10 protein-coding genes are annotated in these 12269 nt (G+C 67.9%); 3 read left to right on the forward strand and 7 right to left on the reverse strand.

What is annotated here, in order from left to right:
- Nucleotides 1–18: 18 nt before the first annotated feature.
- The gene (locus AB0F98_RS26300) at nt 19–807 is read right to left on the reverse strand and encodes a phosphotransferase (RefSeq protein ID WP_357740366.1); all 789 of its coding nucleotides are present in this window, start codon (nt 805–807) and stop codon (nt 19–21) included.
- 134 nt (nt 808–941) lie between these two features.
- Here AB0F98_RS26300 and AB0F98_RS26305 point away from each other — a divergent pair, with 134 nt between their 5' ends.
- Complete coding sequence (locus AB0F98_RS26305) at nt 942–1409, forward strand: hypothetical protein (RefSeq protein ID WP_357740369.1); 468 nt, start codon at nt 942–944, stop codon at nt 1407–1409.
- Between the two features lie 228 nt (nt 1410–1637).
- Nucleotides 1638–2597 (forward strand): serine hydrolase domain-containing protein, encoded by a 960-nt coding sequence (locus tag AB0F98_RS26310; RefSeq protein WP_357740372.1) that lies wholly within the window; start codon nt 1638–1640, stop codon nt 2595–2597.
- Nucleotides 2598–2928: 331 nt separating this feature from the next.
- Here AB0F98_RS26310 and AB0F98_RS26315 read toward each other — a convergent pair whose 3' ends face one another.
- The 6 genes from AB0F98_RS26315 to AB0F98_RS26340 form a co-directional block, all read right to left on the reverse strand.
- Nucleotides 2929–3645 (reverse strand): YcnI family protein, encoded by a 717-nt coding sequence (locus AB0F98_RS26315; protein WP_357740375.1) that lies wholly within the window; start codon nt 3643–3645, stop codon nt 2929–2931.
- A gap of 130 nt (nt 3646–3775) precedes the next feature.
- Complete coding sequence (locus AB0F98_RS26320) at nt 3776–4420, reverse strand: hypothetical protein (RefSeq protein WP_357740377.1); 645 nt, start codon at nt 4418–4420, stop codon at nt 3776–3778.
- Nucleotides 4421–4544: 124 nt separating this feature from the next.
- The gene (locus tag AB0F98_RS26325; protein ID WP_357740380.1) at nt 4545–6455 is read right to left on the reverse strand and encodes a copper resistance protein CopC; all 1911 of its coding nucleotides are present in this window, start codon (nt 6453–6455) and stop codon (nt 4545–4547) included.
- 3 nt (nt 6456–6458) lie between these two features.
- Nucleotides 6459–7619: a branched-chain amino acid ABC transporter substrate-binding protein gene (locus AB0F98_RS26330; protein ID WP_357740383.1), complete on the reverse strand. Its 1161-nt coding sequence runs from the start codon at nt 7617–7619 to the stop codon at nt 6459–6461.
- 85 nt (nt 7620–7704) lie between these two features.
- On the reverse strand, nt 7705–9180 hold the full coding sequence (locus AB0F98_RS26335) for a hypothetical protein (RefSeq protein ID WP_357740386.1): 1476 nt from the start codon (nt 9178–9180) through the stop codon (nt 7705–7707).
- Nucleotides 9181–9657: 477 nt separating this feature from the next.
- Nucleotides 9658–9810 carry a hypothetical protein gene (locus tag AB0F98_RS26340; RefSeq protein WP_357740388.1) on the reverse strand — a complete coding sequence of 51 codons (153 nt, stop codon included), beginning with the start codon at nt 9808–9810 and terminating at the stop codon, nt 9658–9660.
- A gap of 690 nt (nt 9811–10500) precedes the next feature.
- Here AB0F98_RS26340 and AB0F98_RS26345 point away from each other — a divergent pair.
- Nucleotides 10501–11595 (forward strand): alpha/beta hydrolase, encoded by a 1095-nt coding sequence (locus tag AB0F98_RS26345; protein WP_357740391.1) that lies wholly within the window; start codon nt 10501–10503, stop codon nt 11593–11595.
- Nucleotides 11596–12269 lie beyond the last annotated feature (674 nt).

A 12269-nucleotide genomic window follows, 5' to 3' on the forward strand; every position in this document is an offset into this window, starting at 1 on the left:
CGCTCGTCAGCGCCACACCTACAACAGCGCCTGTTCCAGTACGCGTCGGTGCTCGGCTGTCCACCGATGGGCCTCCCGAACGCCATCTACCGCGCCGAGCGCACGCAGCCGCACCATTGCCGGCTCGCCAGCGTCCGCAGCGGCCGAGATTCCCTTCCAACATCTGTCCTGCCACCACAGGATCGTTCGGACCAGTTCACTCCGAGCCGGCAAGTCGTACGTATCCGCGATCAACCGCACCAGCCGGGCGGTCTCGGTGACGTCCGCTCCCGGCCCCAGGCCGACATACTGCCAGCACACATGAGCAACGTCATGCACCCGAGCTCCGGGCGCCGCCAGGTCCCAATCGATGAAGGCCACTGGACGCAGGCCACACCCAAGGTCGCGGTAGACGGTGTTCTTCGGCGACAAGTCGTTGTGGCAGACGACCTCCTGATCACCAGCAAGGTCGCTACCTGCGGTCAGATCATGGAACTGGCGTACCAGGCCCGTTACGGCCGCCAAGCTCTCGTCGGATCGCACCTCAGCCGGCTGTGTCCCCTCCCAGGCAACATGCCCGTCCAGGAAGGTGAGGATCTCACGACCCCGATCATCGAGGCCGAGGTGACGCGGAGCCCCCGACCACTGGCAGCGCTCGAGATACCGCAGGAGATCCTGAACAAAGCCACCCGACGGCGAGGCGGACCGCCGCACCGTGTCGCCCACACGCACAACACCATTGACGAAACCGCCGGGCAGTTGCACCGGCTCATCACCGCTCAGTTCCATCACGTCGCCCCCGGCATCGGCGCTGTAGAGCATACTCATCTGCCGCGATCCGCGCGCTGCGGAGCGTGACCACCCAGTAGCCCTCGGAGTGGCCTGCGCATTGCCACCGGATCCGGAAAGTATCGCTCGGCGCCGGTACCATCCCAGCGCCAGCCCTCGACGATGGAGATGCAATGTCCGATACACCCCTGATTGACGCCCGCAACCCCGCCGACGTGGTGACCGGCCTGATTGATCAAGTCCTTGAGCTGGCTCGGACATGGACGCTTTGGGACGGTGAGCCACGGGCGGTGGACGACCGGATCTATAGCCCGCACAAGGCGATCCGGCGGGTCACCGACCATCTCATCGACCACCTAGCGGAGATCGAAGCACGGATCGCTGGCGTTCCGACGATCCCGGATCACTGGCACGCTTCCGCGATCACCACACCCGCCGATCTTGCACCGTTCACTTCCGAGGACCTAGACGAGGCACGCAGCCGACTGACCCGGCTCGCGCAGATCTACGATGTCCGACTCCGGTGCCTCTCGGAATCCGAACTCGATCAACGGCAAGGCGATGCTTGGTCAGTTCGGCAGATCGCCTTCCATCTCGAGGAGTCCCTCTACTATGCCAAGGCCGTAGGCAGCTTGAGCTAACGCATTGCCGCGACATGACGCTGGCCGGGCGGGGCTGACTTGGGCAAGACACCGGTATCCGGATCTGCCGCGCAGCGTGCGCGGTGGCGGGCTGTGGTCCGTCAGCACCAGTGGTCGCTTGATGGTCGGCTCGGTATCCGGAACTGCAGATGATAGTGCGGGTCCAGCTGAGCCCTCCGACGGCGGCTCGGCGATGGCTGGGAAGATCTCACTGTGGATCTTCAAGATGTGCTCGACAAGCAGGTCAACCTCCGCGACATTCCGGCCGTGGTAGCGGGACTCTCCGCCACGAGGACAAGAAGCGTGGCTACCCGCGGAGCGGTTCAGGTGACCGCGGATTCGTGCTTCCGAATCGCGTCGTTAACGAAGACCTTCACCTCCACCGCGCTCGTGCTGACACTGCGAGAGCACAACGTCCCGCTAAGCACCCCCGCCATCGAACTGCTTCCACACCTCGCGCCCGACTGGCGAGCCGATGCCAGCCTCACCGTCGAGCAGATCCTCGGGCAGGTCTCAGGGCTACGCGAGTCCGTGGACTCGACCGCCGTAGCCGCTCTGGGCGACGGGCACCACGCGCTCCACGAGGCAGCCCGGCTCGTAGTACGCGCCGGGAACGCATACGAGCCCGGGGCACACTGGTCCTACTACAACGGAAACTACTTCCTGGCCGGCGCGATCCTCGCGGCCCTCAACCGCGCTTCGTACGAGACGGCGTTGAAGAAGAAGCTGCTCGAACCTTGGCATCTCTCCCGCACAAGTTTCGACGCACCGCGCGACCCGGTCACCGGATGGGACGGGCCGACCGAGCTCCCACTCAGCGATTACCCACACTCGCGCCGCCCCAGCGGAGGCTTGTGGTCGTGCATCTCGGACCTCCTGGCACTTGGCGAAGGACTGCTCGACGACCGGGCCCTTCTGGCCGACATTCGCCGACCGCGTACCACGCCGGGCGACCCCATGACGTACGGCCTCGGATGGGCGCTTGGCCCCTCGGGCCAGATGTACCTCAACGGGCGCCTACCCGGATATCGCACCGCGATGCTACTGGTTCCCGACAAGGACTACGCGAGCGTTCTCCTCACCAACCAGCAGCACGCGCTCCCCGCCGTGGCGAGAGTCCTCAGCGACATGCAACAGCCCCTGACTGGGGACGACCTCGCAACAGACATTGACCGCTTCGCAGCCTGAGGTGCACTCACATGCCGCCGTCCGAGCGCTCAGCGTCGGCCACCTCGGTCCGTCCGTGGCATTCGTCAGGTGCGCCCTGCTCAGTCGACCATCACAGAGAAGACCGACGACACCGGCACTGGCCGGGCACACCGGGCGTCGTTCGACTGGGCGCGGGGTCGTCCTCGTAAGCACCAAGACAACGCCAATTGGCAACCTCACCCTCAACGCGTTGGCAACGTCCTCTGCGATGGAGACGACCCACCGCCAGCCGAGTGAGAAGGACGGGCATCATTCGGCGGTGCTGATCGGTGCTCCTCGCGTCCGGCGCAAGGAGCACCGATCAGGGCGCTCATCGCGTCCGGCGCGATCGCACGGCGATCGCCGCGCACACGAGGGCGATCAGCAGCGAGGCCACGGAAAGTCCGAGCGCCCACCGGCTTCCCGCATCCGACTGCGTAGTGGACGCGCTGTCCACGGCCACCGCCGCCTGCTCGGTACCCGCCGCCGGGGGCGATGCCGCATCCGCCTCGGCCACGAGCCGGAGCACCGGCGCGGGACGCTCCGGCTCGTCGGTACCGGAGGCTGGCTCCTGGATCCACCGCACGACCTCGCCGCTGCTGTAGTGCTGCAGCGTCTTGAACACCAGCTGGTCGGCCGCGGGCAGCGGTCCGGCGCTCACCGAGAACTCGTCGTACTCACCCGGTTTGATCGCTGACTGCGGATCCGCCGCAGTCCAGGTGATCTTGTCGATGACCTCGCTGATCTGCGCGCCGTGTGCCTCGATCGGTGTGGTCAGCTTCTTCTTCGTGATCTCGTACGACCAACCGGCGTGCGGCTTCACCGAGAGCGAGGCCAGCGGGGAGTCGGCCGGGAACTGCACCTCGACCTTGGTGGTGCTCGCGTCGTCGCTCTCGGTGGGAATCCGGAACGTCAGGGCCGCGTAACCGCCCTGGGTGGCCGTGCCCGGGTTGACCGTCACGTGGGCGAACGCCGCCGCCGGTAGCAGGCCGACGAGGAAGGCCGCCACCCCTACGGTTACGAGGCCACGTACAACTCGGCGAAGCATGTGCATCCTCCAGCTCTTCATTGGTCGGCGATCATGGCGTTGAACATGCGGATCACGGTCTCGTGGGTGCTTTGGCGCAGGTCTTGATCAGCCCAGCCGCCGCAACCGGCGAGCATTACTGGTCACCGCATTAGCCGAGGCGGGCCAGCGTGGTCTTCATCAACGCCTTGACCTTCTCGTCGGAGTCGGCGCGCTTGCCCACGGACTTGATCTGGGTGTAGCCGACGTAGATGATGGCGTTCGCCTTGCGCACCACGACGGTGACCAGGTCGTCGTAGGTCTCCGTGTTCACCTCCGGGGGCGAGGTGTGTACGAGATGCTGCGAGAACCCTTTCCACCCGTTGATCTCGATCGACCGGCTGCCGACCTTGTACTCACCGACCACGGTCGCCGGTCCGCCGAGCACGCTGAACGTCGCCGGGCACTTGTTGGCCTCGGCCACGACGGCGTTCATCGTGTCGTCCACGAGCGAGGAGCTTTGGAAGACCACCGCGCCCTGTGTCACGACCGGCAGCGACGACGGCCCCACGATCTGAGGCGCGACGACGGTCCGTCCGGTCGGATTCCCACCCACCGGCTCGATCGCCGGCTCCACAGCGACCTCGACGTTCTCGGAACGTTGGACGTACGGGCAGGTCGGGATGCTGTTCGGGGGCGTGTAGATGACGTGCGAGGAATGGCCCTCGTCCTCGATCTCGATCGCGCCCTCGCCCAGGTCCTTGGGGCTGACCAGGCCGGAGCGGACCGAGTCCACGGTGTAGGGGGGTTTGGTCACGGGTGCCGGGCCCTCGCTGGAGCAGCCCGCCAGGACGCCGAGGGCGAGCAAGCCGGCGGCGATCGCGGTGGATCGGCTCCGGGACGCCTTTCGGTCAGCGCCTCGCATGTGTGTTACCTACCTTTCAGCGTGCCGTGAACTGGACGCGCACGGGTGTCTCGTCGAAGTCGGAGACTCGGATGTCCAGCCGCAGCACCCACTCCCCGGGGAAGGGGATGGACATCGAGTTCGCCACGTAGTGGCCGGGTTCGGCCGCGGTGACGGTGACCGGCAGTGCCGGGACGTCGCGGTCGGGTGATTCGAGCCGGCCGGAGATCTCGGGTACCGCGACCAGCGAGCCGTCCGGGCCGGTGAGGTAGATGTCGGCCACGTTGTTGCCGGACCGCGCCGGCTCGATCTTCACCTCGACCGAGGCGTCCCGCAGCCCGGAGGCCGACTCGGCTGCGGCGGCGGGTATGGGAACGGTGGTATGCACCGGCGGCGCGTAGCTGGTGCGGGCCGGGGCGGTGTTGACGAGCACGGCCGTGATTGACACGACCGCGACCCCGAGCAGGATCTCTCCCACGACCGAACGGCGCAGCCGGCGCACCGCGGCGGCGGGGGCGGCGTCGAGGCCGAGAGGTTCGCGGCCGCGCCGCCGTACGAACCGCCGCGCTCCGGCGGCGAGACCCACCACGGCGAGGACGACGGCGAGCTTGCCGAGCAGCAGCCGACCGAAGTCGGTCGCGCCAAGCGCGGCCCACGTCCCCACCTGCCGCCAGGACAGGTAGACGCCGGTCGCCGCGATCACCGCGAAACAGACCTGCGCGAGCCCGGAGAACCTGCGCAGCGCGGGCTCCAGGGCGATGGCTCGGCTGGTCTCCCGCCTCCCGGCCGGGATGAGGACGCAGACCGCGAGCGTTATCAGGCCGCCCAGCCACAGCGCCATGGCGAGTAGATGCAGGCTGGTCGCCGGCACGGCCAGCCAGGTCTGCACGCCGGTCTGCGCGTGATCCGTCAGCGTCCAGGTCAGCGGCAGGGCGACGGCGCCGACCGTGGCGACCGCGGGCAGAACGATCCGGCCGGTGGCGCCGGCCGCTCCGGCCGTCCCGGTGGTCGCCGTCGCGATGGTCGCCGTCGCGATGGTCGCCGTCCCGGTGGTCGCCGTCGCGGTAGCAGCAGGAGCGGTGGCCGCCGTCGCGGTAGCAGCAGGAGCGGTGGCCGCCATCGCGGTGGTGGCAGAGCGTGACCGGTGGCGTACGACGAGCCCGAACGCCACGCCGAGGGCGAGCACGATCACCAGCCGGACCAGCAACGCGTGGCCCAATCGGGTGGACAGTGCCGCGCCGAGCAGGTCCGGGTCGAACACTCCGGCCAGCGACGTGCCGGCAGCGTACGGCCCCTGCATGAGCAGGACCACCACGGTGCCGGCGGCCAGCACGGCGAAACCTGACCAAACGATGCGCCGGCCGCGCCGGTCGGTACGGCCGGCGGGCCAGAGCACGGCCACGAACAGCGCGCCACCGAGGGCGAGGGCCATACCGAGAAAGGCCAGGGCACGGCCGACCGCGTCGACGACGACGACGCCACGGTGGGCGTCCTGCTCCACCGGGGCGGCCGTCGCGCTCGGATGGCCGATGCTGAACGTGAGCGCACCCGACACCACGTGCGAATCCGCGGAGGTGACCCGCCAGGCCAGGACGTACGTTCCCTCGGCCAGATCCGCGGGCAGGCCGACCCGCGCCGTGTTGGCCTTCCCGTCCGCGTGACCGACAGTCCCGATCGCCAGCTTCTCCGCGTTGGTGTCGAGCAGCTGGATCGACCGCTCGTTGAAGCTGACCGCCTCGTTGAAGCGGAACCGGACCTCAGCCGGGGGCGAGGCCAGCACCTCGCCGTCGACCGGCGAGGTCTCCACCAGGTAGGCGTGGGCGTACGCCGGCTGCGCGGTGGACGCGAGGTTCGTGGCCAGGCCGCCGGCCGCGACCAGGAGGACCACCGCCAGCCGCGTGACCAGCCGGGCCCAGCGATGGCCTGCGAGTTGAATGCTGTGCGTCATCCGCTAGTCCGTACGCAGCTTGCTGGCCAGGGTGAAAGTGCCGCCCCGGACCTGGGCGATGACGTAGTTGTCGTACGTCATCGAGTGATCGGCGGCGAAGCGGAGCACCCCGGTGAAGGTGGTGAAGTCCTCGAGCCGCGGGATGTTGTCGATGACCTTCGAGGGTGCCGTGTCCCCTGCCTGGCGCACCGCCTGCGCCAGCGCGCGGAGCGCGTCGTAGGCCTGCATGGCGTCACGACCCGGGTCCCGTCGGTAGCGGTCCTTGAAGCGTGCAGCCCACTCCGCGGCCGTCGGGAGAAGCTTCGGGCCCGCGGCCGTGGTGAGGAATGCGTCCTCGGCCGCCCCACCGGCCGCCTGCAGAAACTCGGGGCTGTCCGACTCGGAGGAGGCCATGAAATTGCCGGTGTAGCCGGCCTGGCGTAGTGCGCTCACCAGTCGTCCACCTGGTTGCGCTGCCCCCGTCCAGTAGACGAAGTCCGCCTTGGAGGCGATGACGGTGCCGGCAAGCTTCGCAAGATCCGGACCGTTGGTGCTCTGCCTGCTCACCGGCAGGCCGTCGGCTTTGATCCGATCGGTCACCAGGCCGGACAGCCGCTGTGCGGCCGGCGAGCCGTCATCGAGCACCGCCACCTGCTGCGTGCTCCGGTAGCCCATCCAGTGCACCGCGGCCAGCGCCTCCTGATAGACCGTCGCCTCCATCGGGAACACCGACGGCACCCCGGCTTCGATCAGCCGGTCGGCGCGGGCGGAGGAGACCAGGAACGGTGTGCCGGCCACGGCCACGGCCTTCGCCGCTGCCACCGCCGCGTCCTCACACAGCCCGCCGACCACCCCCACGACCTTCTTGGCGGCCAGCCCCGTCACGGCCTGCTCGCCGCTCGCCGGCGTGCAGCCGCCGTCCTCGACGACCACCTTCACCCGCCGCCCCAGAACCCCGCCCTGATCGTTGAGCTCAGCGGCAGCCAGCTGCGCCCCGTCGACGAGGTCCTGCCCACGCTCAGCCATCTCGCCGGACAGCGGGGCCAGCACCCCGAATGTGATCTCGCCCCGCAGCTTCGGGGCGCCCCCGCCCTCGTCCGAGCCGGAGCACGCGCCGAGTAGACCGCTCACCACCAGCGCGGCCGCGCCCAGCGCGACCGAGCGCACGGCACCTCTGCGTCGCACCGTTCTACCTCCAGATCCGTCACCACCGAAAGCCGGCCCGGGCGCAGCGGTCGCCGCGCTCGGGCCGGTGCTTTCGTTCAGACGGTTACTTGTCGCACGAGTTCCAACAGATCTTGTCGTCCGGCGCGCCGGCCAGCTTGCCGTCGAACCGCAGGACGTCGACGCCCCGGTTGTAGTCCGCGACGTAGACCAGCCCGTTGTGCCAGTAGACGGCCGACGCCGAACCGCCGGTCACACCCTGCCCTGCCGGCACCCGGAAGTAGCCGACCTGGGTCGGGTTCCTCGGGTCCGACACGTCGATGAAGCGGGTGCCCTGCCCGTACCATCCCTGCGCCACGATGTTGCCGTTCACCGTGAACCAGTGCGCGGAGCAGCTACCGGTGGTGGCTGAGCCCTCCTTGCCCCACGGCGACCAGTGGCTGATCAGGTCCAGCCGGAACGGGTTCTCCGGCGTGGAACGCCAACCCTCGCCGTCGTAGCTGCCCTTCAACGAGGCGATCTTGAACTCGCCCGCCCGAGAGCAGGTCGTGATGTTCTCGTTGGTGATGTAGAGCAGCTCGCCCTTGTCGAAGTCGCCGACCTTCTCCGTGTTGTGGTACGCGTTGTGGTCGAAGAAGTCGAAGAATTCAGTGCCCTCCGGGTTGGTGGCCACGACGGTCCCGCCTGCGTACGGCACCGGGTCGTACGCCGTTGCGACGCGGTTGCGCTTCTGCACCGGGTCGTAATGCCTGCCCTCGGTCCAGTAGCCGCGTACGCCACCCTCACCGGAGGCCCAAGCGATGCCGTTCTTGTCGACGTCGACGCTGTGCACGTAGTCGGTGACCCCGTCGTGCCGGCCGAGATCGACCGCCTGGTCGAAGGTGTACGGGTGCTTGATGTCGTGGATGTCGGTCACCCGCACCGGCACACCCTTCCAGGAGGGGTCCTGGCCTGGTGTCCCCGTGTTGGCCGGACCGACCGACCAGAGGTACTTGCAGTCGTTGATGCAGGTGGCCGTGTGCCCGGCCGGAATCGGGTGGAAGGTGACGACTTCCGGCTTCCACGGATTCTTGACATCGACGATGTACACGCCGGACTGACCGGTCGAGACGGTGCCACCGAAGCCACGCGGGTCCCGGGTGAGGAAGACCAGCTTGCGCTTCGGGTCGACGGTCATGTTCTCGCCTTCCCAGAACCTGTCCTGGGTGTCCCCCGGCAGGCGCAGCTCGGCCGCCGTGATCTTCGAGACCAGGGCCGGGTGCTTGGGGTCCTTCAGCGACCAGACGGCGAGACCGCCGGTGCCGTTGGCGAACATGAAGTCGTAGCCGTACTTGTTGTAGTTGATGAAGTTCAGCGCCGAGTAGCCGCTGACTCCCCTGACGTTGTCGATGAACGTGACGTTGCCTGCGACGGCGGTCGTCGGCTCATTGTGGACGTCATCCAGGACCGCCCCGCCGTGGGCGGAGTTGTCCGACGGGCTCGATCCCGGCCCGGCGGCAAATGCCGTGCCGGCTCCACCGAGCTGCACTGCCAGAGCCGCCGCCAGAGCGACTGCACCCGCGACGAGGGGCTTCGCTTTCACCACATTTCTCCCTTGGCATTTCTCCCTTGGTGACTCTCAGCGCAGCTTGGACACCGCGCAGCCGAAGAGCGCACGGGACATGACACTAAAGACGGCACAAGCGGGACGTCATGCTGCAGTTGTCGAGGAAGGCGGACCCACGGCTACGTCAATCGTCGTGATCATGCAACGCAGCACGTCAGCCGAGCTGTCGCGGCTCTGCGCCCCTACCGGGCGGCGCGCGCCGAACGCGGCGTACGGTGACCACCCGAGTACGTCGAGCATGCGCCCATGGCCGGCGCATGCGCGCGGGCCGGCGGGCACCTACGTCAAGCGCCGGACAGCCGGCGGGGAGCCGGCATCGGTACCGACCTCGTGCACGCCGCGCTGAGGGCGACGGCGGCGCGACCACCCGGGCCGAGCGGGAACCGCGGTGATCGCCGGGAAAACCGGCTCGACCGAGTCCGGCGGAACCTCGGACCGCGCCACTGGGACGGGTCATCGGCTGATCGCCTTGCGGCAGCGCCAGACCGCCAGGGTCAGCGCCACCCAGGCCAGCGTGGCCGCGACCGGATGGCGGAGCGACAACGCCTGCGGTGACGCCATCGCGGGACTGATGTTGCCGAAGTCGACCCGGACAGTTTGCACCACCGCCAAGACCGAGTGCCACTCCGCGACCGCCCGCAGGGCCGGCGGCAGGGTTGCCGGTGGCGATGAACGTGTTGGCCACGAAGGTCAGCGGGACAACCGCGATCAAAATCGCGTTGCCGAACACCTCGGGGCCGCCGAGGGCGGCACCGATCACCGCCAGCAGCCACGACAGGGCGTACGCAAACGGCAGCAGGGTGTAGCCGATCAGGGCGTCCGCGAGCGGCGGCCGGATGCGCCAACCGACGAGCAGCTTGGTCAGGGTCATCGGTCACGTCGAACCCGACCACGTGGCGACAGCTGTCCGGCGTGGATGTAGTGGAACTCGGAGCGTGACCGAAGTTGCGATCGCCGTCTGCAAAGGACAGCGAAAGGTTGACGACGACCATCGAACATAGCGTAACTAGGATCAATAATATAAGTCATTGATCTAGGTACCACATCTGAGTGTAGAGTCAGCGCTATCGGATCTACGTAAGGAGGTCACACCTCGACGTGACCCCGGTGGCCAAACGCCCAAACGCTAGGGCGTCCACCCGGCAGCCCCCAGGCCCTGCAACCGCCACAGTCGAGCACCAAAGCCGACGACGATCCACATCCGTCGGATGCAACACGGAGAGCTTGGCCTGTAGATCCGTTCCCGCCTGTCCGCGCACCCCTGGCGCGAGTGCCAGGGACGGAAAAAGGAGAACAATGGGCAAAGCACACGATCTGAGCCGCCGGAGTTTCCTCGGGGCGGCCGCCGGAACGGCTACGGCGGCGGCGATTGGCGCCACCGCGAGCCCGGCGATGGCAGCGGGTGGCGTCACCCATGGCCAACCCCAACCCGAGGGCCAGGCGGGCCCGACCGCAGCCGGTCATGGCGGCGAATCCGTCGCAGCGATCACCTACCGGACGACCTCCAGGCCCAGCTGGGTGCCCGACGACTTCGTGGCGCCGAAGAACGCGCGGCAGCAGTTCCTCACTATCGACGCCATCGACGGTTTCAAGGTCGACGCCGTGCTCTTCGAACCCCGTAACAAGAGGCCGAGCGACACCACGCTGGTGCTGAGGGTCCACGGCAGCGGCGGAAACTATCTGGGATTCGAGATGCCCGGGTTGTCGGCGGCGGGCTACGCCGTACTGGCGATCAACACCCGGCAGCACGACGACCACGGCGAGACGGACAACTTCTTCGACATCCGGAAGGACATCGAGGCCGCGTTCTTCACCGCCGTCGGTTTGGGATACAAGAAGATCGTCTTGAACGGTCGCAGCCTCGGCAACATCCAGGTCCAGTTCTACGCCGCCACCAACTGGGACCCCCGCATCCGCGGGGTCATCCTGCCGTCGATGTTCGCGAAACTGCCGTGGAAGTCGCGTCACCTCCTCACTCAGGACGAGCAGAACTACAATCAGCTCTTCGACGAGTCGATGCAGTTTCTGGCCGCGGGACGAGCTGATGAGATCCTGCCGACCGAGATGCGCGGCGGAGGCGGGAGCCCGAGCCGGACGGGTCCGGTGACCGGGCAGCACTTCCTGTCATACCGATGGGAGGCCACTAGCGCCGCGGACGGCACCTACTGGATCAAGCGCATTCCCTTCCCCATCCTCATGATGCGTGGCGACCAGGACACCACCATTCGGGACTTCGAGCCCAACTGGCTGCTGGCCGAGGCCAACTCCGAAGGCTCGCTGGTCCCCAGCATCAAGTTCGTGGAAATCCCCGGCGGCAGTCACAGCCTCAACGAGAACCCCGAGGCAGTACTCGAAGCGGAAGTGAGCTGGCTGAAGAGCCTGGGGCTCTGACCGAACTAGCCCGGGTTGCTCCAACCGTGGCCGGCCATTGGACCGCCGTTGTCGAGACCATCCGTGCCGATCCCTCGAACGGCCGGCGCCTGCCTCGACCGACGGCGGTCCGCTACGGTCTGACGCGTCGACACGACGACGGCCCAGGCGACACGCGTCAAACCGAGCCGATACGTGTAGACCGTCGCGGGACCAAAAGCCCAGCATCTCCTTGAGCGGGCGGAAAGTTCATGCCGCCAGGGCCGAGTAGGACGAGGGGTGTTCCACCGGACGCGGCCGCCAGCGCGGCAACGCGCCCCAGTGTCAGCCGGTCTCGGCCGAGCAGAGCCGCACTCACCACGGTGACAGACGGGGTAGGTGTAGGGGATCAGGGATAGATCGAGGCATCCATCAACTGGAGGGCCGAGAAGAACAGGCTCGGCTGAGCGGCGTACCCGACCGCTCCCAAACCGATGGCGGTGGCCAGCACACGGCGGCGTGCTGTCGCTCGGTGAGCCGTTCTCCCCCATTCTTCTCGGCCTCCCCTCCCCTCGCCGCAGACGCAGGAGCAGGAGCAGCGCCAGCCCGGCGCCGCGCGGCGCACTGAGCGCGGGTGTCATTCACCCCGGTAACGGACTGTCACCGGTGCGCGCGGGCAAGGCCAAAGAACCAGGGCCGAGCTGGCGCTCCACGTG

Origin of the sequence: Micromonospora sp. NPDC023737 (assembly GCF_040639715.1) — a bacterium.
Lineage (GTDB): Bacteria > Actinomycetota > Actinomycetes > Mycobacteriales > Micromonosporaceae > Micromonospora.

Excerpts from the sequence above, each read along its gene's own strand:
- AB0F98_RS26300 (WP_357740366.1), bottom strand. The coding sequence starts at position 807 with ATGAGTATGCTCTACAGCGCCGATGCCGGGGGCGACGTGATGGAACTG.
- AB0F98_RS26305 (WP_357740369.1), top strand. The coding sequence starts at position 942 with ATGTCCGATACACCCCTGATTGACGCCCGCAACCCCGCCGACGTGGTG.
- AB0F98_RS26315 (WP_357740375.1), bottom strand. The coding sequence starts at position 3,645 with ATGCTTCGCCGAGTTGTACGTGGCCTCGTAACCGTAGGGGTGGCGGCC.
- AB0F98_RS26325 (WP_357740380.1), bottom strand. The coding sequence starts at position 6,455 with ATGACGCACAGCATTCAACTCGCAGGCCATCGCTGGGCCCGGCTGGTC.
- AB0F98_RS26345 (WP_357740391.1), top strand. The coding sequence starts at position 10,501 with ATGGGCAAAGCACACGATCTGAGCCGCCGGAGTTTCCTCGGGGCGGCC.